A 23,881-nucleotide genomic window follows, 5' to 3' on the forward strand; every position below is an offset into this window, starting at 1 on the left:
GATCCCGCAGCCGCACCGCCTCGCCGAGCGCGGCTGGTAGGGCGAAGTGTTGTGCATGAAGCCGTTGAAGACCGTTGATGGCCGCGGTTTGCGGAAGGATTGGGCTAAGTTGACTGGCCACACGGTTGAGGTGTGGCTCTTGGATGACCATGTCATGACGGGCGTGGTTGAGCAGGCATCGGACGACGACTCTGCCTTGTGGATCGCCGCCGCGGGAGCCAGTACGCGGCGACTTTTTGATAAGTCGACCGGATATCAGGTCTGGGTTTGACCCACCTCGTGGGGGGGGGCGCTTCACGGATTGACATGGTGTGATGCGCGACAAACGGCCGACCAAAGGAAGCCGAGGAAGCCCTGCGCGTGGGTCTGGGCGACCAGGTGGACGCCGCCGCAGTTTTCGCAGCAGAAGCACAGTGGTCCGAACATCCTCGAGTGGGCGTACCCCAGCGAACTGTTCCCCAGGGAGGTCCGGGCAAGCGCGATCGGCATCACCACCGGCGCCAGCCGGATTGGCGCCGCAATCGGAACCTTCGTGATTCCGTTCGCCCTGCGCGACCGGGGGATTGGGCCCACGATGTTGGCCGCCGCTGGACTTACCGCCCTGGGATGGTTGATTTGCGTGCTCATGGCAGAAGAAACCAAGGGCATGTCACTCGCTGCCGCTGCCGGCGGCAAGGAGACCATCCCGGCTGCAGCTCCAGAGAACCAGTCCAACACCACTACCGTCTAGAACGGGTTGCGCACCAAGACCTCAGCGGTCCAAGAAAGGAACCCAGCGGCGTTCACAAGGTCAAAGTGGCCAAGTCTCCGGGGCGCCACCCACGGGGGTGAATTTCGCCCTCGTGGATCCCGTCGAAGCCATCCTGGCCCTCATGGGAGGCTAACGGCGCAGACGTGGTGATTGACGCCGTCAGACGTCCTGAAGCCGATCAGCAGGCCTTCTACGCCCGCGGCCTCTCTGGCGGTGTGGCGCTGGTGGTGGATCACTACAAACAGGGCAACCTCAACCTGGATGCCTTCGTCACAGAACGCATCACCATCGAACAGGTCGGTGGACAAGACCACCATGGGGGCCGAGCGCAAGGCGCCGCCCGGCCCTTCTCCATGATGCATGCGATTTCAGAGATCGTCTTCGGGCCGGGCGGCGAGGATCCGATTGGCGCTGGTCTGCAGGATGCCGAGCGACTCCTGGATCAGGGGCGATGAGATGCTGCCCCTGCGCACCGCAGCGACAATGCGGCGCGCGGGCTTCCCCTTGCCAGTAATGCGCAGTCGAACCACGTTTTCGGCACTGTGCAGGGGCGCCAGTCGCGGCAGCAGGCCCACGCCCAGCCCCGCGCCCACGAAGGCGATTTGGGTTTCCCATTCGACGGCCTCGTGGGCAATCCGCGGTGTCACCCCGACTGCCGTGAACGCCGCAGTGAATAGGGAATGGTAGGTGGAGCCGGCGGCCTCCGTGATCCAGGGTTCTGACGCCAGCTCTTCGAGCGTCACCGTTTCCCGCGATGCCAATGGATGGTCGGCGGGAATGATCACGTCCAGCGGATCGTCGAGCAGGACGGTCTGCTCGAAGCGCGGATCGTCCTCACCATAGGTGTCGGACTGCATGGCAACGATGACTGCGAGGTCGATTCGCTCGGCAACCAACAAGTCGAAGCAGCGGGCCGGGTTGGCCTCGAGTACCTGTACCTCCAGCAGGGGGCGTGTTGAGCGCAGGGTGGCGGCCAGCGGCGCGAGCAACTGGGCGGCCGCCGTGGAGAATCCGCCGAGGCCAAAATGTGACTGCACCTGGTCGCCGGCCTTCATGGCTGCGGCGCGCAGGCTCTCCCATTCGGCAATGAGGGCGTCCGAGCCGGCCACGAGAAAGCGGCCCGTGGCGGTCAGCCGCACACCCCGGCCGTCCTTCGTCAGCAGCTGCATTCCAAGCATGCGCTGGAGCTCCCGCAATTGCGCGGAGACGGCGGAGGGAGAATAACCTGTGAGCTCCGCGGTTGCGCCAACGGTGCCGCACCGGGCAAACACCCGAAGAGTTATGAGCCTTGGATCGATCATGCACCTATTGTGCACGGTTCTCTTCTAAATGTTGCGCTTTTTTCGCAGTTCAATCGTCCCTAATCTCATGACTACAAGGTTTTCGACCACGTCGATTGCACCCAACAACCGTGGTCCCCACGAATCGCACCCTTACCCAACGTCTCCCGGGAGGAAACACATGACTGCTCCAGTGAACTCGCCCCTCAAATCACGCGGCAAACTCGCTTCATCACTGCCTGCAGAGCAGCTGGCGGAAATCACCGAGTTGTTCGATTTCCGGCGCACGGGATATTCCCTCGATGCCCCCTTCTACACCGATCCGACGATTTTTAACATCGACATGGAGGCCATTTTTGGCCAGCACTGGATCTTTGCCGCCAGCATCGCCGAACTGCCGGAGCCGGGCGACTACGTCACCGTCGACTATGGACCCTACTCCCTGATCGTGCTGCGCAATGACGACGGCGGCGTGAACGTCCTGCACAACGTATGCCGCCACCGCGGCGCCCGCGTCCTGACCGAAGCCGCGGGGTCAACCGGAAACCTGGTCTGCGGCTACCACTCCTGGACCTACTCCCCTGACGGCAATTTGATCCACGCCTCGGCACCGGGGGAAACGAAGTTCGACAAGAGTTGCTTCGGCCTCAAGCGCGCCCACGGCCGCGTGATCGCAGGCCTCATCTTCGTCTGCATTGCGGACGAACCGCCGACGGATTTCGACGAAACCTCCAAGATCTTCGAGCCTTACCTCGCGCCCCACGATCTGTCGAAGACCAAGATCGCCTACCAGCAGAACATTGTCGAAGAGGGCAACTGGAAGCTCGTCATGGAGAACAACCGTGAGTGCTACCACTGCGACGGCCACCCGGAACTCGCCTGCTCCCTCTTCCCCACGTGGGGCCTGACGGAGGGCCTCATCCCTGCCCACCTTGAGGAAGTGTGGAACCGCGACAAGCAGGCCCAGTCCTCGCTCGAGGAGCGTTGCCGCCGCTATGGCCTTCCCTATGAGGTGGTCGAGGAGCTTGACACCCGCATCGCGGGAATCCGCATTTCCCGGGAAGCGCTCGACGGAGAGGGCGAATCGTTCTCCCCCGATGGGCGCAGGCTCTCCAAGAAGCTGCTCGGTGACTTGCCCGACTTCCGCCTTGGCCGCTGCTCGATGCACCTGCAGCCCAACAGCTGGTTCCATTTCCTCGGGGACCACGTCATCACGTTCGGCGTCTTCCCCATCAACGAACACCAGAGCCTCGTACGCACCACATGGCTGGTGGCTGACGACGCCGTGGAAGGCGTCGATTACGACTTGGAGAAGCTCACCTACACCTGGAAGCAGACCAATCTGCAGGACAAGGCGTTCGTGGAGCTGTGCCAGAAGGGCGCCGGCAGCCCCGCCTACGAGCCCGGCCCGTACATGAAGAGCGAATACCAGGTGGAGGCGTTCATCAACTGGTACGTGCAGCGCGTGCAGGAGCACTTGGCATGATTGAACTCCTCACTGAGGCGGCAATCCAGGAACCACAGCGCATTCGCGGTCTTGAGATGCCGTGGAACAGGGTGATGGGCAGCACCGAGGGACCCGCCGGCGCCGCCCGTGCATTGGGCCCCTGGCATCCGCAGGAGTTCATGGCCGAATGTGTCGAGACCGTTCCCGAGGCGGGCGGCATGATGACCTTCGTGTTCCGCCGCTGCGACGGTGCGCCCCTGGCGTTCCGTGCGGGCCAGTACGTGAACGTCGCCTTTCCAGTGAACGGCGAGGACCAGGATCCGTCGGACCGCAGCTACTCGCTGTCCAGTTCGCCCACAGAGCCGTGGACCTTCAACATCACCGTCAAATGCGACCCCACGGGACTGGTCTCACCGTGGGTGCACGAGAATGTCAAACCCGGCACGGTGCTCGAGATGCTCGGACCGGTCGGGGCATTTCACCTGCCCGATGCCGACCGGCGGGCGCGGTACCTCTTGTTGGCCGCCGGCGCAGGCATCACTCCCATCATGTCGATGGTGCGGACCATCCACTCCCTGCCCGGACAGGCTGATGTTGTGGTGCTTTACCACGGAGCGGAGGCCGGAGGCTTTGCCTTCCACCGGGAGTTGGCCTACATCGCCTCCGTGGACTCGCGCGTCAAGGTCTTCTACTCCCTGGGCGACCGCAGCAAACCTGAGGGGTGGGAAGGGCTCAACGGAAGGCTGACGGCAGCCATGCTCGACGAGGTGGCACCCGATGCCAACGGCCGCCAGGTCTATGCCTGCGGCCCCGAGGGTTACCTGAACACCGCCACCGAGCTCCTGGGGAAGGTGGGCGTCGACGACACCTCCATCTACATGGAATTCTTCTCGGGAGATCGCCAGACGCTCCTTGAATACCAGGCGGAGCTCGCGCTTGCAGCGGACATCGCAGAGGAAATCGCCGATTCCGCCGAGGACTACTATGAAAGCCAGCCCAACGCGTTCGGACTCTACGAGCCTGGCTACGACGCCGAGGGAACCCTGAAGGCCACGGGGCTGCCGCTGGAAACCGTCGACCCGGACGCACCCGGTTCCGAAGACCCCGACGGCAGTTCGGGCATGGCGCCGGAGGCCGATTCCCCTGACGCCTCGAGCTTCGACACCGTGGGAACGGGAAGCCTCACCCTGTCCTTCATGCGCACTGGCATCAATGTGCGGATCGACCCCACCGAACACATCCTCGGGGTGGCCCAGCGTGCGGGCGTCAGGATCGGCGCGAACTGCAAGGAAGGCATGTGTGGCTCCTGCAAGGTCGTCAAGCTTTCCGGGGAGGTCGAGATGAACCACCAGGGCGGAATCCGCGCACGGGAAATCGATGCAGGGAAGTTCCTGCCCTGCTGCTCCACCGCGCGGACCGATTTGGTGATCGATGCCTAGCCGCTTCCAGCTGCTCTAGCCGAAAAGCCAGCGACTACCGGAGTCCCGCACTGTGTGCCAATGCGATGGCCTCAGTGCGGGACCGGACGTCGAGTTTCCGGAAGAGGTTGCGGAGATGGAACTTGACGGTGTTTCGCTGCGCCGCCGACCCGGAACTGGCCGCCAAGGAACTCAAAGCAGCCATCCAGTAACTGATTCCCGCCGACCCAAAAGGTTCCGCCCAGGAAGAGTGCCTGGGAAGGCGCTCTTTCGGGCGTTCTAATTTTCCGGCTTCTCCAGCTGCGCCCGCTCCACGAGCTCAGTGATCCAGGGCCTCTGCGCGTGGTGGAGCGTCAGCCCTTCCGGCAGGCCCTGGACGGTGGACTCCGAGCCTGCGATGTCGATGGTGACCCGGCCGGTTCCCATCGGCGCGTTGCTGATGTGCAGTTCGCCGTAGGATTCCGGCAGCGCGGGATTCAGCCACACGCCGCCCAAGGAAATGTGGGCGTCGTAGCGCATGAGTCCCGTAACCAGCTGTATTGGCGTGGTGGCAGCCCATGCCTGCGGCGAGCAGGCGGTGGGGTAGGGCACTGGCTCATTGAACTGTTGCCGGTCGAATCCGCAGAAGAGCTCGGGGAGCCGTCCGCCCGAATATTCGGCAGCCTCCAACAACGCAGTGGCAATCCGCTGGGCTTCCTCCACGAAGCCATACCTCAGCAGCCCTTGGGCAATCAGGGCGTTGTCATGCGGCCAGACGGATCCGTTGTGGTAGCTGGCCGGGTTGTAGGCGCCCATGTTGGAGGCGAGGGTCCGGACTCCCCAGCCGCTGAACATCTCGGGGGACATCAGGTGCTCCACCACGGATGGGGCCTTGTCCTCATCAATCAAGCCAAACCATAGGCAGTGGCCCATGTTCGACGCGCAGGAGTCCACCGGCCGCTTGTCGCGGTCCAACGCAACCGCGTAGTAGCCCTTGTCCGGAAGCCAAAACTCTTCGTTGAACTTCTGCTTGAGGCGATCCGCGCGCTCCCGAAGCTCCGCAGCCAAGGTGAGGTCGCCGTCGTCGTACGCCATCCAGGCCCGGGCCATATACGCACCGTGCACGTACGCCTGAACTTCACACAGCGCCAGGGGAGGTTCCGCGAGGGTGCCGTCCGCGAAGTTGATGCCGTCCCACGAGTCCTTCCACCCCTGGTTGATGAGTCCGTGCTCGTTGAGGCGGCCATATTCCACGAAGCCATCGCCGTCCCGATCTCCGTAGTCGCGGATCCAGTCAAGAGCGTGGTCGGCGTTGGGCAGGAGGGCGGAGATGGTGTCCTTGGCGAAGCCCCAGCGGCTGACCGAACCCAAGACAATCACAAAGAGCGGTGTTGCATCCACGCTGCCGTAGTAGGCGGACTTTCCGCCCAGGGCGAGGCCGCTGGAGACGCCGAGCCTGACTTCGTGAAGGATCTTGCCAGGCTCTTCCTCGCTCACAAGATCCACCACTGTTCCCTGGCGGTCGGCCAGCGTGCGGAGCGTACCCAGCGCCAGAGACGGGTCCACGGGCAGCGCCATCTCGGACGCCCAGAGGGAGTCGCGGCCGAACAGCGTCATGAACCACGGAGCGCCTGCGGCCACCACAACCCTGTCCGGATGGTCGGGATCCTGGATGCGGAGGGCGCCCAGGTCCTCGTAGCTGCGTTTCAGGGTCCGCTCTATGGAGTGGTTGCCCATCTGCAGCACCGGGATCTTTTCCACCCACTCCTGCCGCCTCCGGTCGCTGGGGGACATTTCCCCGCGCGCTGGATGGGCGAAGGGCGCCATGGTCCCGGCTCCGGGCACTACGCTCACGCGGGTCCTCCAGTGCCCGGAGGGCGGAATCGTTGTCTTGAAGCCCAGGGCCTTGGCGCCGACACCGGCACCTTCGGCCCGGATCACCACACTTTTCCGGACGCCCTCCCACTGCCCCCGAATTTCCAGCGAGTCGCCCTCCAGCCGGCGGGTTTCCGTCCATTGGCGGGTGATCCTGGCTTCCTTCACTTCAAAGAGATCCGCGAAATCGGCCTCGACGGTCAGCGTGATGCTGCACTCGGCCGGTTGCGTCGAGTAGTTCCGGAGGGTGATCTCCTCGAGAATCCCGGCTCCGACTTCACGCAGCCGTTCCACGAGCAATGGACTGTCCGCGTATCCGTCGGAGCGGGGTACCCGGCCTGCGAATAAGGCCCGGTAGGGCTCCTTGGTTTCTGCCGCCAGTGGCTCGATGGGCTGGCCGTTGATGGTCAGCTCCCAGCAAGACAGGATGCGCGTGTCCAAGTGGAAGACGCCGTGCGGCAGGTCGGGCCGGATGTCCCCGTTGGCGGCCGAGATGCAGAAGGAGGAACCTTCAACGAGCGTCACCGTTCCGGAACCGAGCGGACCCGCGCCAGTGTCGGCATTCCATCCAGCCACTTCGTGCTCCTTCGACGGCATCAGCGTGGATGTAGTTGACGCTACGCCGGAGGACCTGTGGATACCAGAGGCTGGATTTCCGGAGCCGCATCCCAGATGCGCCGGAGGCCTGCAAAGGCCCCAAGGAGCAACTCTAGAAATTAGTAGGAAGTCCGAGTATATTCGGGATCAGAGATGACCCGGATCACAGGTGGACATGTGTTCCCGAGGCCGATGGCAGGGCACTCACTCATATGCAAAGGAGCATTCCATCATGGTGCAAGAGCTTTCCCACTACGTAGACGGCCAGCGGATCGACGGCACTTCCGGGAGGTTCAGCGACGTCTACGATCCCTGCACCGGTGAAGTGCAGGCGAAGCTTCCCCTGGCCAGCAAGGCAGAAGTGCAGAACGCCGTTTCCAACGCGGAGAAGGGCCAGCTCGAATGGGCGGCCATGAACCCGCAGCGCCGCGGCCGGATCCTCCTCAAGTTCGTGGACCTGGTCAACGAGCACATGGACGAGCTCGCCACGCTGCTCTCCTCCGAACACGGCAAGACGTTCCCGGACGCCAAGGGGGACATCCAGCGCGGCATCGAAGTGGTGGAGTTCGCCGCCAACGCCCCTCACCTGCTCAAGGGCGAATTCTCGGACAACGCTGGCACGGGCATCGATGTCCACTCGCTGCGCCAGCCCCTCGGCGTCGTCGCGGGCATCACGCCCTTCAATTTCCCGGCGATGATCCCGCTGTGGAAGTCCGGCCCGGCGCTCGCGGCGGGCAACGCCTTCATCCTCAAGCCTTCCGAGCGGGACCCCTCCGTGCCGCTGCGCCTGGCCGAGCTCTTCACCGAGGCGGGGCTGCCGAACGGCGTCTTCAACGTCGTCAACGGCGACAAGGAAGCCGTGGACGCGCTGCTGGAGGACCCGCGCGTGAAGGCCATCGGCTTCGTGGGCTCCACGCCGATCGCCCAGTACATCTACGCCACGGCCGCCGCGCACGGCAAGCGGGCCCAGTGCTTCGGCGGCGCCAAGAACCACATGGTGATCATGCCTGACGCGGACCTGGACATGGCCGCGGACGCCCTGATCGGCGCCGGCTTCGGCTCAGCGGGCGAACGCTGCATGGCCATTTCCGTGGCCGTTCCCGTGGGCGAGGAAACCGCCAACCAGCTCGTTTCCAAGCTGCAGGACCGCATCAAGGAGCTCAAGGTGGGCCACAGCCTGTCCAAGGACTCGGACTTCGGCCCCGTCGTTGCCAAGTCCGCCAAGGAACGGATCGAAGGCTACATCCAGGCCGGCGTGGACGAGGGCGCAACGCTCCTCACGGACGGCCGCGGCCTCACCGTGGACGGCTACGACGGCGGTTTCTGGGTGGGCCCCACGCTGTTCGACCATGTCACCAAGGACATGTCCATCTACAAGGAGGAGATCTTCGGGCCGGTGCTGAGCGTGCTGCGCGCCGCCGACTACGACGAAGCGCTCCGGCTCTGCTCCGAGCACGAGTTCGGCAACGGCGTGGCGATCTTCACCCGCGACGGCGACTCCGCCCGCGACTTCGCCAGCCGCGTCGAGGTGGGCATGGTGGGCATCAATGTCCCCATCCCCGTCCCGATCGCGTACTACACCTTCGGCGGCTGGAAGGCCTCGGGCTTCGGCGACCTGAACCAGCACGGCGCGGACGCCTTCCGCTTCTACACCAAGACCAAGACGGTCACCACCCGCTGGCCCTCGGGCATCCGCCAGGGCGCCAGCTTCGTGATGCCGGCAGGCAGCTGATGGCTGGCTTTCCCGGAGCCGCGGCGAGCGGGAACGAGGTCCTGTTCGAACGCCGCGGGCACCTGGGCGTGATCACGCTGAACCGGCCCAAGGCCGTCAACGCCCTCACGCTCGGCATGGTGGACGCCATGCTGGAACAGCTCACCGCCTGGGCGGACGACGACGCCGTTGCCACCGTCCTGGTGCAGGGCGCCGGTGACCGCGGGCTGTGCGCTGGCGGGGACATCGTGGCCATCTACCAGGACATGCTGCGCAGCGGCAACGCCACGGCCGAGTTCTGGGCCGCCGAATACCGGCTCAACGCGCTCATCGCCGGCTACCCCAAGCCCTATGTGGCCTTCATGGACGGGCTGGTGCTCGGCGGCGGCGTGGGCGTCTCGGCCCACGGCTCGGTCCGGGTGGTGACCGAACGGACGCGGACGGGCATGCCGGAAACCACCATTGGTTTTGTGCCCGACGTCGGCGGGACCCTGCTGCTGTCCCGCTCACCGGGGGAGGCAGGCACGCACGCCGCCCTCACGGGCGCCCACCTGGACGGGGCCGACGCCCTGTTCCTGGGGCTCGCGGACACGTTCGTGCCGTCCGGCAGTCTTCCCGCGCTGGCCGAAGCGCTGGAAAGCTCGACGGCGGAGGCCGCCGTCGGGCGCTTTGCCCAAGAACCGCCGGCCTCGGCGCTGGAGGGACAGCGGGACTGGATCGATGCCACCTATTCCACCGATGACGCGGAGGAGATTGTCCGCCGGCTGCGCGCCGCGGGTGGCGAGGCGGCGGAGGCCGCTGGCACCATCGAACAGAAGTCGCCCACGGCCGTGAAGGTGGCGCTGGCCTCCCTGCGGTGTGTGCGGGGGCTTTCGCTCGAAGAGGCGCTGAACCAGGAATACCGGGTGGGACTGCGCTTCCTGGCCGGCCCGGACTTCCGTGAAGGCATCCGGGCGCAGGTGGTCGAGAAAGACCGCAATCCGCAGTGGCAGCCGGCCACGCTCGCCGAGGTGGGCGAGGCCGCCGTCGAAGCCTGTTTTGAATCGCTCGGCGAACGGGAACTCGGCCTCGGCAGCGTAAGCGCCGGGATGCAGAGCTTCAGCCAGTCAAAGGAGACGAAATGACAGAAAACCCAGCAGTGGACACGGGCACCATCGCTTTCCTGGGGCTCGGGCACATGGGTGGTCCCATGGCGGCGAACCTGATCAAGGCCGGGCACCGAGTGGTGGGCTTCGATCCTGTGCCGGCCGCCGTTGAGGCTGCCAAGGAGCATGGGGTTCCCATGGTGGCCTCCGCTGAGGAAGCAGTAAACGGCGCCAACGTGGTGCTGACCATGCTGCCCAGCGGCAAGCACGTCCTGGACGCCTACCGCGGTGTGGACGGGGCGCCCGGTCTGCTCTCAGTGGCCGCTCCGGACACCCTGTTCCTGGACTGCTCCACCATCAACGTGGACGAGGCCCGGGAGGCCGCGGCCATTGCCCTCGAGGCCGGCCACCGTTCCGTGGATGCCCCGGTGTCCGGCGGTGTGGTGGGTGCCGAGGCAGGCACTTTGACGTTCATGGTGGGCGCTTTGCCGGAGGATTTCGAGACCGTGAAGCCCATCCTGGAGCTCATGGGCAGGAGGATTGTGCACTGCGGCGACCACGGCGCCGGGCAGGCCGCCAAGGTCTGCAATAACATGATCCTGGGCGTCTCCATGATCGCCGTGAGCGAGGCCTTTGTGCTCGGCGAGAAGCTGGGCCTGACGCACCAGGCGCTGTTCGACGTCGCCTCCAACGCCTCCGGCCAGTGCTGGGCGCTGACCACCAACTGTCCCGTTCCGGGGCCCGTGCCCGCCAGCCCGGCCAACCGGGACTATCAGCCGGGTTTTGCCGGGGCCCTCATGGCCAAGGACCTCCGGCTTGCCGTCAACGCCCTGGAAAGCACCGGCGTCGACGGGAAGATGGGGCACCTGGCCTCACAGATCTATGACACCTTCGCCGCAGAGGGCGGCGCCGGGCGTGACTTCTCCGGCATCATTACCGACATCCGCGACAAATCGGGAGCTTAACTTTGGCGGCAACAGACGTTATCAATCAGACTCGGACGAAGGATCCAGAGGGGACTTCAGACGAGGGGCACGGCATGGCGGAGCAGTACGAAAACATTCTGGTGGAACGCCGGGGCCGTGTGGGCCTGGTGACACTGAACCGGCCGGAGGCGCTCAACGCGCTCAACAAGGCGCTCATGGATGAGCTCGTGGCAGCCGTTTCCGCCATGGATGTTGACCCCGAGGTGGGCGCCGTGGTGGTGACCGGATCCGCCAAGGCCTTTGCCGCCGGGGCGGATATCAAGGAGATGCAGTCCAAGGGCTACATGGAGATGTACGCGGCGGACTGGTTCCGCGGCTGGGAGGATCTCACCCGCCTGCGCATCCCTATCGTTGCGGCGGTGTCCGGCTTTGCCCTGGGCGGCGGCTGCGAACTGGCCATGATGTGCGACTTCATCATCGCCGGAGACAACGCCAAGTTCGGCCAGCCTGAAATCAACCTCGGCGTCATTCCGGGCATGGGTGGCTCCCAGCGGCTCACCCACGCCGTGGGCAAGGCCAAGGCCATGGACATGGTGCTCACCGGCCGCTTCATGGGCGCCGAGGAGGCCGAGCGGGCGGGCCTGGTGTCCCGTGTGGTGCCGGCCGCCGATGTGGTGGAGGAAGCCCTCAAGGCGGCAGAGGTGATCGCCTCCAAGTCCAAGCCCGTGGCCATGGTGGCCAAGGAAGCCGTCAACGCGGCCTTCGAAGTCGGCCTGGCCCAGGGGGTGCTGTTTGAGCGCAGGGTGTTCCACTCGCTGTTCGCCACCGAGGACCAGAAGGAAGGCATGGCCGCGTTCTCCGAGAAGCGGACGCCGGAGTTCAAGCACCGCTGACGCCACAGTCCGTCCCGCCGTGATGGCGGGGACGGACTGTGACTCCGGTTGAGGAGCGGCCGGCCAGCTCAGGGGCCCGGTATCCGGACGCCGAACCCCCGGTGCTGGCTGTTGCTCGCAAAGATCAGCCCCACCACCTGCATGTCGTCCGTGGCGACAATCGCCGAGCCCGAGTCGCCGTCAATCACTGTGCCCCCGCTGAAACTGAGGCAGTTTTCGAACCAGGCCCACCGTCCAGGCAGGAACTCCATGACAAACTGGCCGCTCTTGCTGGTGATGGTGGCGTGCTGCACCACGGCTGTCTGTTTGCCGATCCAGCTGACGGCCTCCTTGACGAGCGGTGGACGGTAGCCTGTAGGCGTCCCGATCCCGTGAATCGCGCGGTCGCCGTTGTCTGCCGTCATGTTGCACCAGGCAAAGTCCGTCGAGTTGAAGGTCGGGTTCGGTTCGGACCGGTTGGCATAGGTCACCACATTCACATAACCCGCGACGTCGGAGAGGCTGTTTCCCCACAGCGCCCAGTCGGGCTGGTACACGGTGGGTCCACGGGTCCCGTTCTTGGAGATGACATGGTTGTTGGTGAGCATCCTGAACCGGCCTCCCCAGACCATGTTCACGCCGAGCGTGCCTGTTCCCTCGGCGAACCACCCTGCGGGCGCGGACACCTGGTAACCACCCGGCGTCGGGCGGACCTTCTCGTTCAGGACGCTGAGGCGTATTTGCCCTGTCTCAATGACATCGGTGGCGACCTGTTCCACGCGTGGCGGCCCGGCGGCATCGTCCTGGACGTGGACCTCCACGAAGGGCGGCACCACCAGATCATCGATCCCCAGCTCCTCCGGACGCTTTTTCTTCACCACGTGGACCACCACCGCCAGTTGCTCCGTCTCCTGGCCATTGATCGTCTTGGGCCCCACAGTGAGGCCCGTGATGTTCTCATGGGAAAGCCACGTACGCACCGTGTGCAGTATCGGCTCGATCTGCTCCTGCTCGAGGGCCATGGCCGTCCCTATTCCGGGTTGACCAGGGCGATGGTGGTCCCCAGTATGAGGGCTGTCTCCGCGGTCGAGGTCCCCGTGAACGTGCTGGTCGCGGAATCCGCGGTCCATCCGGAGGAGGAACTGCCGCCTCCGCCATCGAAGTTGAACGGACCGATCCGCACACCTGCGGAGACGCTCCACTTGTTCGAGAAGGACGTGAAGGACGAGCTGCTGACCTTGATGGAGAACGACGGCTTGTAGCAAACGATCATGCCCACCTTTTGGACGTCCATGATGCCGCCCCGCCCCCACACGGCCTTCTCCCCGCCTGCCCCGTATGCGGAATAGCCGCGGATGAACGGGCCCTCGGTCATGCTCCGGACGAACGCACCGTTGTACCAGCGGCCCGCCCCGATGGGGATGGTGTCCCAGGCCTCGAAATTCACGTTCACCTCGAGGGAGCTGTCCGAGCCGAACTCCTCGACGCGCTCCCAGGAACCGCCGACGTTCACGCTCCAGAAGAAGTTTCCCACCGAGGCACTGCCTTTGGCCCAGGTCTTGCTGTAGTCGTATTCGGCCTGTTCGTTGGTGAAGCCGATGTGGCCGCTGCTGCCGCCCGTTCCCGCCTTGACCTTCTGCAGCCACGTGGTTGCGTCCATGCCCAGGGAGTATCCCGGCACCGCGGGGAAGCTGCTGAGTGAGGGGTCCTGCAGCTTGGTGTAGTAATCCTTGTTCCCGTACCGCGCCACGGCTTCATTCAGGCCGGGTGTGATGGTCTCGGACAGCAACTGGTTCAGGACGCGCTGCTTTGCCTGGACGGTCTTGTCCGCGGCGTCGAGCTGGGCTGCCCACGGCTTGCCGCCGTAGCTGCCCTGCCACTCCAGGAATGACGGGATGTTGGTGCCGCCGGTCTCCTGCAGGTACGCATTGCGCGCCTGCGCGTACGTGGTCTGGAAGTCGTTGGTGGCAATGTTCAGCACGTTCCGTGCCTGGCTGATCTTCTCCTCAAGAATCGGATCCGTGGTGTTTGCCGCCAAGACATTGAGCACCTGGCCGTAGGTGTCGTTGAACTGGACGCCGGCGGAGACATACGCTCCCGTGGCGCTGAACTGCGGAACGGTGGAGCAGAAGTCGTACTGCGCGGCTGAGGTGTAGCCGATGTTGGTGATGGGCCAGTCCCAGGTGAGGAACGGGTAGTTCAGCTGGAAATTGTCGGCTTTCAGGCCCATCCCGGCAATCATTGCCCCGTAGAGGTGATTCCAGGCTTTGTCGTTGTCCTCGGCGGTGGCCGCTGTTGGCACGGCGTACTGGCGGGTGGTCGCCAGGGGGTGGTCGGTGGTGGGGATGTCCGTGGCATCCCATTCCAGGTGGTGGAGCATGGAATCAACTGTGTCACTCATGTCTTTTCACTCCTTGGTATTTCGCATCGCGGCCACCCCTTGGCTGGGCGCCGTTGTGACGGTGGAACCACTGAAGTCAGCGAGGCCGCTTCCCGGTCCTGCTGATGGAGTCCGCCGCGGACCAAACGCGCGCGGATTCTGCTGTTGCCCACAGCCGCTGTTGCCTGTGGATCGCCTGGGATCCTGGCTGGTTGGGGACTGGACGCTTCCCCAACGATGGGGGGGTGGCAAGACACTGAAGTGTGAACCCCCATTCACTTGCTGAGCGTTGGTCGTCGGGCTGTTGGCGGCTTGATGATGCCTGCCACGGCCATTGGATTACGACTCGCTACGTAACGAAATACTAATGGGGCAGGGACTCCCGGTCAATGGTCCTTGCCCCTTCGCCACCGTGGGGTGTGCCCTCATTTGAACCGCTGCAGCGCCCGCCCGCCAGGGGCCTGTCGGCCTGGGTGATGGTGACGTGGGTGTCTGCGCTCCCGCAAAGCTGCGCCACGACCATGACGGGCGCGTTGAACTCCCCGAAGTTCTCGCACTTGACGCGGACATGGACGGGCTCGGATCCCGTGAGTTGCCGGTGTGCCTCCACCATGGCCCGGGCCAGCAGCATGCCGGGCAGGTGGTCCGAAAAATGGTCGAAGGTGACGGCATCTCCCCAGTTCCACACGAGCTCCGACTCAAGCCGGTTGCCGGCACGGTGAACGTTCGCCAGCACCATGTGCAGGGGGCCGGTGTTGTGCCTGTCAACCGCCGGCGCGTTCCTCCGGATGGCCCGGTAAGCAGTGGAGGAAAGGCAGGACACTTGCCCGTGGCCTGCCGCCACCAGGACGCCGCCCGCACTGTATTCCGCTTCCAGGGTGAGTTCGCTGACGTGTTCCCGCCGCATCCGCACCGACTGCGTGTTCACGCGGACGGTACCGGCCAACAGGCTTGCTGCGGGATGGTGCGCGGCCTCCGGCAGCCAGCCAAAATCGAGCACGTTCATGAGCAGCGCCCAGTCCAGGGGAACCTGACCTTCCAGATGGGCGTAGGCGATGGCGGTCTGCCGCATAAGCTCCATGCCCAGGAGGACCGGGAGGCCGTCCGGCGAACCTTCGCCCGCCCTTTTCCCGGGGAGCGCGCCCTCGAATTCCCAGCAGCCTACGCTTACCTTGTCCGCCGAACTCAGCAGCACCGCGTCAGCGGATGACTTGTGGACCAGCGTCCGATCGATGTGGGCCTGCATGGCATCATCTCCCCTCAGACGATTGATAACCCAGCGCGTGAAGGGCGCTGGCAACGGTGTTCATGACAAGCGCATCATCCAGCGGGAGGAGCCCCGGCAGCAGGATCCGCATGACCATGGGGCCGGTGATCAGGTCGCAGATCCACTCAACATCAGGAAAATCGGGGATTTCCCCGCGGCTTTGGGCCCTGCGGATGATGGCAGCCACGGCGGCCCGCCTGGGGCCCAGGAACTTCTCCAGGAAGATCTGTCTCAATTGATCGTTGGTGTGCAGGGAATCCAGGAAGCCCGTGAAACTGGATTTCACCAGCGGGTCCTCGAAGAGCGCCACCTGCTCGCGTTGGATCGCCTCAAGGTCGGCGGGCAGGCTGCCAAAGTCCAGCACCGCATCGAGGTCGGTGGCGAAACGCTCCAAAAGCAGGGCGAGAATGAGATCGGGAATGCCGTCGAAGCGGCGGTAAAAGGCGGGGCGTGTGGTTCCCGCCTTTGCCGAAACGGCTTCGACGGAGACGGCGCTGAAGCCCCTGTCCAGGATGAGCTCCTCAGCCGCCTTGATCAGGGCAACATCCAGGTCAGCGTTCCGTGGCCGCCCCGCGCTCTGCATCATAATGAAGCACAGTGTAGCCAGGGACTTCCTGCGCCATGGTCAGAAACACGGTCACGAGCAGAATGTGGGTGGCGGCTATTCTCATGATCTACGGGTGCGGCTCTGTGGGGATGCGGACCGCGCGGCTCGCCAAGGAAGCCGGCGTTGAACCCGTGATGGGCGGCCGGGATGCTGTCCGGGTGGCTGCCGCGGCCGGCTCCCTGGGCCTGGAGTGGCGGACTTCCACGGCTACGGATGCCGATGCCCTGTCCCGCCTCTTGCAGGGAGCCCGGGTGCTGGTCAACGCTGCCGGACCCTTTCGCCGGACGGCGCCCGCGCTCGCGAGGGCGTGCCTGCGCAACGGCTGCCATTACGTCGATGTCTCGAACGAGCTCGCCACGTTCCGCGACGCGTGGTCCCTGGACGCCGAAGCCCAGGGGGCCGGCGTCGCGCTGGTCCCCGGAGCCGGCTTCGCCACCGCCGTCGTGGAGGGGCTCGCGTCCCATGTGCTGGACAGGATCCCGGACGCCGATACAGTGACTATCGTGCGGTCCTCGCCTGGCGCTGTCCGAAGCGAAGGTGCGCGGCGGACGGCGTCGGATCTTCTGGCGGCGGGCAACTGGCGGGTCAGGGACGGCGTGTTGGCCCCGGGTCCCAACCGGATCGCGGACTTCGAATTGCCGGAAGGCCGGCGCTCGGCGGTGCCGATCGGCAGCGGCGAGATGTTCGCCGTCGCGCAGTCAACGGGAGTGCGCAATGTGGCGGCCTATTTCACCACGCGGACCGGCCCGGTGATCTCGCGGCTGGCCGTTCCGCTCGCCCGGACGCTCGCCCGCGCGGGCAGCTTCGGCCCGCCGCGCGCCGGACGGCAGGGCACTGGCCGACTGGGCGCTGGTTCAGGGCAAGGACCCGCCCCCGCCCCTTCCATGATCTGGGTTGAGGCAAAAAATCACCGTGGCGCCGCGGAGGCCGGCTGGGTTCACGGACACGGGACGGATACGACGGCGGTGATCGCCTTGGAGCTTGCGCAGCGCCTGGGCGCCTCGCGGCTAAGCGGATTCCGGACGTCCGGGCAGTTGCTGGGAGCGGACTACACGCTTTGCTTGCCCGGACTGCGGCTCACGGACTTCTGAGGACCTTCAGCGCGGGGTTCACGCACCGCCCGGTCCGGGCGTGTTCGTCTGTGCTGCCCGGTCCGGGCGGATGGTGCATTATATTATGTGGGAGCCGGCGGCGGCTGGGGGTAGAGTCCTGGTCTCAGGGGGCTCTATCGCCGCCGGCTCCGTTCTGGGGGCGCTGCTGGCAGGAGGTGCGTCCAGCGCGCCGGTTGAAATCCGGTGTCCGCGCCACCGCGCAACGGCCGGGGGCCGGTGCTGGTTCGGGCTGCGGGTTGCTGCATCGGGAGGCCTTTTCCTTTGCATTTTTGGCTGCTTTCAGTAAACCAAGCGGAGGGCAGGGGGCACATCCGTAGCCACTACTCGACTTTTTGGCGGCATCCCGGTCGGAGCTACGCGGCGGTACTTGGTATTCACCGTGATCCGCCTGGAACTACTTGGAACTACTTGGAGCTACTCGGATTGGTTACTCCACTTGATGAGCTCAGTACTTGGATATGCGGCGAGGCTCCAAACCGGGCGGGTAGGAGTCGGGCATTCAGCCTTGTCCCGATACTCACATCGCCGGGGTTCTCCGTGGGGGTTGAAGGGTTTCCGCGGCCGGCGTAGAGTCCTGCTGCCACCCGACGCAAGGAGCCGATCATGGGACAACTGGTCGTTCAGCAATTCGTCACCGCCGATGGCTTTGCGGCCGACGCCAACAATGAGTTCAGGGCCTATGAGCTGCTCGACGGCGGCACGGCCGAGTTCGAGCGCAATCAGGTTGAGTGGCTCAAGACAGTCGATGCCATGGTGCTGGGCGCCTCCACGTACAGGATGTTCGCAGAGTACTGGCCGACCCCGGCATCAGAGGGCGAAATCATCTCCCCCGCGTTGAACGGGCTCCGCCGTTACGTGTTCTCAAGCCAGCTCAAGGCCGCACCGTGGGGCGATTACCCTGCGGCCACCATCGAGTCGGGTGACGCCGTGGAGGCGATACGCCGGATCAAAGACGAAGCCGCAGGCACCGTTGTGCTCTGGGGCAGCCTCACGCTGAGCGAAGCGTTTTTCGCGGCCGGGGAGGTGGACGGCGTGCGGCTCGTGGTGATGCCCGTGGCGATCGGCGCCGGACGCGGGGCCTTCCCGGCCGGGCAGGATCCGGCCCTGCTGACCCTGCTGAGCGCCAAAACGTACGACGCCGGTTTGGTGGAGCTTGAGTACATGGTGCGGTCCGGCCGCGGTGAATAGCTGACGCCTGAACGCATCCTTGAAGGAGCCGCTGGCGGCACCCGTATCCGCTAGGCCACGGGTGCCTTCTCCATCAGGGCCTTGATCTGGCTGACGTATTGCTCGCAGTGCTCTTGCACTTGCCGTTTGTGTGCCGCTGCATGGTTCTGATGCCCGGCCGGAATACTGAAGTACGAGCCGTGTGTGAACAGCGTCCCTCCGTCATCGCTGTCTTCAAGGCTGGTGCGGCCTTTGTAAGTGGGGTCTCCCAGGGGGCTTGTCACCGCGAGCTCATAGGGAATCTCCTCGATCACGCGGATTGCCGCAATGCTCTCGACGCCGTTGACGTTCGAGATGAATACCTGGATCTCGCCGGCCCCTTCTGGAATGCCGGGGGCGCTGAATCCGTATGTGGTGCCCGGGCTGTGCAGCGGGTTGTTTTCGGCGGGCTTGATGAATTCCCATACTTGTTTGCGTGGGGCGTTGATCTTGACCTCGGCAGATGCGTAGAAGACGTTCTTGGAGACCTTGCGGACGCGCCGTCCGGAGGCGCCCGCAAAAACGGAAAGCATGAATGCCACCAGCAACAGCACGAGTCCCAGGAGGAACATGATCTTCTCCATGGCGGAAGTTTCCCGCAGCCGCGAATAGACCGCGTTGTCGACGACTCCGAGAAATTCCTCGGCCGCCGAGGACCGTGTGAAATAGGACAATGTGGCAGCCGCGATGAAAATGAGCCCGGCCATTGTCACCAGTGTCACGCCAGCCTGCGCGCGTTGCACATTTCGGCTTGAGATTCCCATCTTCCCCATTCCTTGGCATCCGGCGTCAACGGTATGAGGCCGACGATCAGACTATCCGCACACGGTTCCGGAACCAGTGCAACATGCCACTACCTCTTTTCGGAGGTACTGGGGGATCGCCGCCCCTCGCTACGGTGATGTGAATCACATTGTGAGACATCAGAGCGGATATCAAAGGAGATTCCCATGACCTCTGTTTCACCCGTTTCGCATGCATCACCCCACAGCCGCAAGACCCTCCGCAAGGTGGCGTTCGCCAGTGCGGCCGGCACCACCATCGAGTTCTACGACTTCTTCATCTACGGCACGGCGGCGGCCCTGGTTTTCCCGGTGGTCTTCTTCCCGGCCCTGGGCGCGGCCGCCGGCACCGTGGCCTCCTTCGGAACCTTCGCCGTCGCGTTCTTCGCCCGGCCGGTGGGCGCCATCATCTTCGGCCACTTCGGCGACCGGATCGGCCGGAAGAAGACCCTCATCACCACCCTGCTCATGATGGGCATTGCCACGGTGGCGATCGGCCTGGTCCCGGATGCCAAGACCATCGGCGTCGCGGCACCCATCTTGCTGGTGGTCCTGCGCTTCGTCCAGGGCCTGGCCGTGGGCGGCGAATGGGCCGGTGCCACGCTGCTCACCGCCGAATACGCGCCCAAGGGCAAGCGCGGGCTCTTCGGATCCTTCCCGCAGATCGGCCCGTCCATCGCGTTCGCCCTGGCCAGCGCCACGTTCCTGGTCACCAACCTCACCCTCGGCGACAAGTCCGAGGCCTTCATCACCATCGGCTGGCGCGTGCCGTTCATCCTCAGCGCCGTCCTCGTGCTGGTCGGCTTCTGGGTCCGGAGCAGCATCGAGGAAACGCCGGTGTTCAAGAACACCCAGCAGCCCGTTGTCCGCAAGCTCCCCATCCTGGAATCCATCAAGCGCCAGCCCAAGGAAATCCTGCTGGCCGGCGGCTCCCTGACGCTCCTGTTCGCCTTCTTCTACCTGGGCACGGCGTTCCTCACCAGCTACGCCGCCAGCCCCACGGGCATGAAGCTGAGCCGCGTGGACGTCCTGAGCACGGGCATCATCGCCTCCGTATTCGTTGCCGCCGCCACCCTGACTTCCGGCATCCTGTCCGACCGCTTCGGCCGCAAGAAGGTCATCGCCACATCCTGCATCATCGCCGTGCCGTGGTCCCTGGTGCTCTTCCCGCTGCTGGGCACGGGCACAGTCCTGGCGTTCGGCGTCGGGCTCACCGTCACCCTGATGATCTTCGCGATCGCCTACGGCCCGGCCGGCGCGCTCCTGCCCGAACTGTTCGAGACCCGCTACCGCTACACGGGCGCCGGCATGGGCTACAACCTGGCCGGCGTGGTGGGCGGCGGCATCGTCCCGCTCCTCGCAGCACAGCTGGCCGCCAGCCCCGGAACCTGGGCCGTGGGCCTGCTGCTCGCCGGAATCGGCGTCTTCAGCATCATCTGCACCCTCGCCCTCCCGAACCGCGAGCACAGCGACATGGAGGCTTCCGCGGCAGTTTCCGGTGCTGAAAGCACGACGCCGGTGCACGCTACGGCGTCGTAGGAACCTCGCGCTGGGCTAACGAAGAGGAGGGGCTGCGCGGGCAGCCCCTCCTCTTCGCTTGCCACCGCGGAATCGGTGCGACTGTGTTCAGGAGCCGGCGCCTCCTGAATCAACGAACCTCGGACGGGTTCAGTTTCACCCGCCGCAGGAGCTGGGCGTTCAGGGCGACCACGATCGTGGAGATGGACATCAGAACGGCGCCGGCCGCAGGGGAGAGCACGATTCCGGCGAAGGCCAGGATCCCGGCTGCCAGCGGGACGGCGATGATGTTGTAGCCGGTGGCCCATGCCAGGTTCTGCCACATCTTCCGGTAGCTGGCCCGTGACAGGTCCACCATCGACAGGACGGCGCGGGGGTCGTTGCCGGCCAGGACCACTCCCGCCGATTCCATGGCGACATCGGTGCCTGCCCCGATGGCGATGCCGACTTCGGCCCTGGCCAGCGCCGGTGAGTCGTTAACACCGTCGCCGACCATTGCCACCTTCAGGCCGCGGCGTTGCAGTTCGGCCACCTTCTTGTCCTTGTCCGCAGGCAGGACTTCGGCGAAGACCTCATCGATCTTCAGCTCAGTCCCGACAGCCTGGGCGACCTGGCGGGCGTCGCCGGTGATCATGGCCACCTTGATGCCCCTGGTCTGGAGCGCTGCGACGGCCTGCCGCGATTCCGGTCGGACGGCATCTTCCAGGCTCACCGCGCCCAGTATCCGGTCTGCGTCCACGACGTGCAGCACGGCGGCGCCGCGGTCCATCCAGACCCGGGTGGACGCCGCCACGGATTCCGGTTCGGTGATTCCCAATTCGCGCAGCAGGGCAGGGCCGCCTACCTGGACTGTTCGGCCGTCGACTATAGCGCGTACGCCCCTGCCCGTCATCGAGGTGAAGCCTGCGGCCCGGGGAATGTCCAAGCGATGCGTGCGGGCTGCTCTGACAATGGCTTGCGCCACCGGGTGTTCGCTGTCGGACTCCACAGCCGCGGCCAGTGCCAGCAGCTCCTCACGCTTCACGCCGTCGACCGCGACGGCGTCCATGAGTTCCGGTTCGCCCTTGGTTAGTGTTCCGGTCTTGTCGAACAGGACGACGTCGACAGTGCGCATGCGTTCCAGCGCCATCCGGTTCTTGATCAGCACCCCGGCCCGGGCAGCCTGTTCGGTGGTGATGGCGATCACGAGCGGAATGGCCAGGCCCAGGGCATGCGGGCAGGCGATCACGAGGACGGTGACGGTGCGGGTGACGGCATCGGGAAGGCTGCCCAGCAGCGTCCAGGCGACGAACGTGACGGCGCCGGCGAAGGTGGCGAAGTAGAACAGGAACGCCGCGGCCCTGTCCGCCAAGGCCTGGGCCTTGGAGGAGGAGGCCTGTGCTTCGGCCACGAGGCGCTGGATGCCGGCCAATGCGGTATCGTCCCCGACTGCGGTGACCTGGACCCTGACAGTGTTGTCCGTGGCTACGGTTCCGGCAACAACGGAATCACCGGCAGTGCGGAGCACCGTTTTAGATTCGCCCGTGATCATGGATTCGTCGAACTCGGCCTGCCCGTCAACAACGGTGCCGTCTGCAGGCATCCGCGCCCCGGAACGTACCAGGACCGTGTCCCCGGCCCGCAGCTCGGAAACGCTGACGGTTTCCGTGCCCGTCTCGGTGATCCGCTCAGCCTCATCCGGCAGCAACGCGGCAAGGGCATCCAGCGCGCCCTGCGCCGAACCGAGGGCCCGCATCTCAAGCCAGTGGCCCAGCAGCATGATGGCCACCAGCAGGGCCAGTTCCCACCAGAAATCCAGTTCGAAATTACCGATCCCAAGTGTGGTGGCCCAGGATGCCACGAAGGCCACGCTAATGGCCATGCCGATCAGCAGCATCATCCCCGGGGTCCGGGATTTCAGCTCATTCAGGCCGCCCTTGAGGAACGGCTGCCCGCCGTAGAGGAAAATGACCGTGCCCAGCACGGGCGGGATCCAGACCGACCCTGGAAACTCCAGGGGCATGTAGCCGAGCAGATGTCCGAACATCGGGCTGAAATACACCACCGGCACGGACAGCGCCAGGGTCAGCCAGAACCTGTCCTTGAACATGGCTGTGCTGTGCCCGGTGTGCTTGCCGTGGCTGTGCACCACGTGATCATCGTCGCGGGCATGGGCTTCGTGATGACCGTGGCCGACCGGGGCGGGCGCCGTGGCCGTGGTTTTGTATCCGGCCGATGTGACAGCGTCCCGGACCGCAGCATGATCCGCGGCTCCGGAGACAACCAGGGGCAGGTTCTTGCGGGATTCTGTTCCGTGCATGTCAGTTCCATTCCTTGAAGAAGGTGCGATGGGGGCTGGGGTTGAACGGCTGTGATGGAGGGTGCGCTGCTGCATCCCGCCGGGACATACCACTTCACTGACAACGCCTTCAATATACCCCCAGGGGGTATCTTGGACAAGAGGCGGGAACGGAGGAGTTCTGCTGAGACCAAATCCGCTTCGGCGCCCGGGGAAACGCCGCTCTCGCCGGTTCACCTGGCCTCCTGTCCGGCAGGAAAGGGCTTGAGCCTTCCCCCGGGAAGGGCCATTCTTGGAAACAGCCGGACACGACGAAGGAGACTGGAATGGATCACGCGACTAACCCCGAGGCGGCAGCCCGGACAGCTGCACTGCTCGCCGGGCTCACCCACATCGACAATGTCGGCTTCCACGGCATCGCCACCAATCTCGCCGGGGCGTCCCCGAAGATCGATCGAAACTGGTCCGCGCTCATCCGCAATGCCCGGATCGCCGTCGCCGTGGTTGGCTGGCCCGCCGAGATCCAGCCAATGGCCGACGGGTTCACCGCTGCGGCCGAACAACTCGCCGACACACTCGACAAGCGCGATACCGGAATTGTCGCGGGGCCAGCCAAAGAACTCCATGTTGCGTACCACGCGCTGAGCGACGCCGGCTGGAGCTACCTCGCAATGACCGCCGGGATAACCCAGGAAGACACGGGACATCATCACGGAGCCTCGCACCAGGCGCACTAGAAGTTGGATGACGCGTCGTCTTGACGGTGGTGATGTTGTCAGGATGCGCCGTC

At 65.0% G+C, this 23,881-nt stretch carries 19 protein-coding genes and 2 pseudogenes; 12 read left to right on the forward strand and 9 right to left on the reverse strand.

The annotated features are described in order from the left end of the window. Positions 1-301 precede the first annotated feature (301 nt). Both J1902_RS08750 and J1902_RS19320 read left to right on the forward strand, forming a co-directional pair. Positions 302-730 (forward strand): MFS transporter, encoded by a 429-nt coding sequence (locus J1902_RS08750; protein WP_207615865.1) that lies wholly within the window; start codon positions 302-304, stop codon positions 728-730. A 115-nt stretch (positions 731-845) separates the two neighbouring features. Then, positions 846-1,071 (forward strand): annotated as a pseudogene (locus J1902_RS19320) (S-(hydroxymethyl)mycothiol dehydrogenase); the annotation flags it as partial. 48 nt (positions 1,072-1,119) lie between these two features. On the opposite strand, the gene J1902_RS08760 reads toward J1902_RS19320, so the two are convergent. Beyond that, positions 1,120-2,052 carry a LysR family transcriptional regulator gene (locus J1902_RS08760; protein ID WP_207615868.1) on the reverse strand — a complete coding sequence of 311 codons (933 nt, stop codon included), beginning with the start codon at positions 2,050-2,052 and terminating at the stop codon, positions 1,120-1,122. A 160-nt stretch (positions 2,053-2,212) separates the two neighbouring features. On the opposite strand from J1902_RS08760, the gene J1902_RS08765 reads away from it, so the two are divergent. Both J1902_RS08765 and J1902_RS08770 read left to right on the forward strand, forming a co-directional pair. After that, positions 2,213-3,517: an aromatic ring-hydroxylating oxygenase subunit alpha gene (locus tag J1902_RS08765; protein ID WP_207615869.1), complete on the forward strand. Its 1,305-nt coding sequence runs from the start codon at positions 2,213-2,215 to the stop codon at positions 3,515-3,517. Continuing rightward, a complete protein-coding gene (locus tag J1902_RS08770) occupies positions 3,514-4,917 on the forward strand; it encodes a flavin reductase family protein (RefSeq protein WP_207615871.1) in 1,404 nt (467 codons plus the stop codon). Before J1902_RS08765 ends, J1902_RS08770 begins: the two co-directional genes overlap by 4 nt. 34 nt (positions 4,918-4,951) lie before the next feature. On the opposite strand, the pseudogene J1902_RS08775 reads toward J1902_RS08770, so the two are convergent. Both J1902_RS08775 and J1902_RS08780 read right to left on the reverse strand, forming a co-directional pair. Next, positions 4,952-5,053 (reverse strand): annotated as a pseudogene (locus tag J1902_RS08775) (LuxR C-terminal-related transcriptional regulator); the annotation flags it as partial. 122 nt (positions 5,054-5,175) lie between these two features. Next, complete coding sequence (locus J1902_RS08780) at positions 5,176-7,326, reverse strand: amylo-alpha-1,6-glucosidase (protein WP_207615872.1); 2,151 nt, start codon at positions 7,324-7,326, stop codon at positions 5,176-5,178. Positions 7,327-7,579: 253 nt separating this feature from the next. Here J1902_RS08780 and J1902_RS08785 point away from each other — a divergent pair, with 253 nt between their 5' ends. The 4 genes from J1902_RS08785 (at position 7,580) to J1902_RS08800 (ending at position 11,962) form a co-directional block, all read left to right on the forward strand. After that, on the forward strand, positions 7,580-9,079 hold the full coding sequence (locus tag J1902_RS08785) for a CoA-acylating methylmalonate-semialdehyde dehydrogenase (protein ID WP_207615873.1): 1,500 nt from the start codon (positions 7,580-7,582) through the stop codon (positions 9,077-9,079). Continuing rightward, positions 9,079-10,182, forward strand: coding sequence for an enoyl-CoA hydratase/isomerase family protein (locus J1902_RS08790; protein WP_207615874.1), 1,104 nt, complete (start codon positions 9,079-9,081; stop codon positions 10,180-10,182). The genes J1902_RS08785 and J1902_RS08790 overlap by 1 nt, the downstream gene beginning before the upstream one ends. Beyond that, positions 10,179-11,108 (forward strand): 3-hydroxyisobutyrate dehydrogenase, encoded by a 930-nt coding sequence (gene mmsB / locus J1902_RS08795; RefSeq protein WP_207615875.1) that lies wholly within the window; start codon positions 10,179-10,181, stop codon positions 11,106-11,108. The genes J1902_RS08790 and mmsB overlap by 4 nt, the downstream gene beginning before the upstream one ends. A 74-nt stretch (positions 11,109-11,182) precedes the next feature. Continuing rightward, positions 11,183-11,962 (forward strand): enoyl-CoA hydratase, encoded by a 780-nt coding sequence (locus J1902_RS08800; protein ID WP_207615876.1) that lies wholly within the window; start codon positions 11,183-11,185, stop codon positions 11,960-11,962. A gap of 68 nt (positions 11,963-12,030) precedes the next feature. Here the strand turns inward: J1902_RS08800 and J1902_RS08805 are convergent, their stop codons facing one another. From J1902_RS08805 to J1902_RS08820, 4 genes are all read right to left on the reverse strand, one after another. After that, a complete protein-coding gene (locus J1902_RS08805; protein ID WP_207615877.1) occupies positions 12,031-12,963 on the reverse strand; it encodes a hypothetical protein in 933 nt (310 codons plus the stop codon). An 8-nt stretch (positions 12,964-12,971) separates the two neighbouring features. Then, a complete protein-coding gene (locus J1902_RS08810) occupies positions 12,972-14,342 on the reverse strand; it encodes a hypothetical protein (protein WP_207615878.1) in 1,371 nt (456 codons plus the stop codon). 343 nt (positions 14,343-14,685) lie between these two features. After that, a complete protein-coding gene (locus tag J1902_RS08815; protein ID WP_207615879.1) occupies positions 14,686-15,567 on the reverse strand; it encodes an AfsA-related hotdog domain-containing protein in 882 nt (293 codons plus the stop codon). Between the two features lie 4 nt (positions 15,568-15,571). After that, a complete protein-coding gene (locus J1902_RS08820; protein WP_207615880.1) occupies positions 15,572-16,174 on the reverse strand; it encodes a TetR/AcrR family transcriptional regulator in 603 nt (200 codons plus the stop codon). A 68-nt stretch (positions 16,175-16,242) separates the two neighbouring features. Between J1902_RS08820 and J1902_RS08825 the strand changes: the two genes are divergently transcribed. Further along, positions 16,243-17,286 carry a saccharopine dehydrogenase NADP-binding domain-containing protein gene (locus J1902_RS08825; protein WP_207615881.1) on the forward strand — a complete coding sequence of 348 codons (1,044 nt, stop codon included), beginning with the start codon at positions 16,243-16,245 and terminating at the stop codon, positions 17,284-17,286. A 624-nt stretch (positions 17,287-17,910) separates the two neighbouring features. Continuing rightward, positions 17,911-18,495, forward strand: coding sequence for a dihydrofolate reductase family protein (locus J1902_RS08830; RefSeq protein ID WP_207615882.1), 585 nt, complete (start codon positions 17,911-17,913; stop codon positions 18,493-18,495). A 50-nt stretch (positions 18,496-18,545) separates the two neighbouring features. On the opposite strand, the gene J1902_RS08835 is transcribed toward J1902_RS08830, so the two are convergent. Next, complete coding sequence (locus J1902_RS08835) at positions 18,546-19,235, reverse strand: SRPBCC family protein (protein ID WP_207615883.1); 690 nt, start codon at positions 19,233-19,235, stop codon at positions 18,546-18,548. A gap of 228 nt (positions 19,236-19,463) precedes the next feature. Here J1902_RS08835 and J1902_RS08840 point away from each other — a divergent pair, with 228 nt between their 5' ends. Further along, a complete protein-coding gene (locus J1902_RS08840; RefSeq protein ID WP_207615884.1) occupies positions 19,464-20,834 on the forward strand; it encodes an MFS transporter in 1,371 nt (456 codons plus the stop codon). 109 nt (positions 20,835-20,943) lie between these two features. Here J1902_RS08840 and J1902_RS08845 read toward each other — a convergent pair whose 3' ends face one another. Further along, positions 20,944-23,112 (reverse strand): copper-translocating P-type ATPase, encoded by a 2,169-nt coding sequence (locus tag J1902_RS08845; protein WP_207615885.1) that lies wholly within the window; start codon positions 23,110-23,112, stop codon positions 20,944-20,946. Between the two features lie 305 nt (positions 23,113-23,417). Between J1902_RS08845 and J1902_RS08850 the strand changes: the two genes are divergently transcribed. After that, a complete protein-coding gene (locus tag J1902_RS08850) occupies positions 23,418-23,828 on the forward strand; it encodes a hypothetical protein (protein WP_207615886.1) in 411 nt (136 codons plus the stop codon). Positions 23,829-23,881 lie beyond the last annotated feature (53 nt).

Origin of the sequence: Arthrobacter cavernae (assembly GCF_017368795.1) — a bacterium.
Lineage (GTDB): Bacteria > Actinomycetota > Actinomycetes > Actinomycetales > Micrococcaceae > Arthrobacter > Arthrobacter cavernae.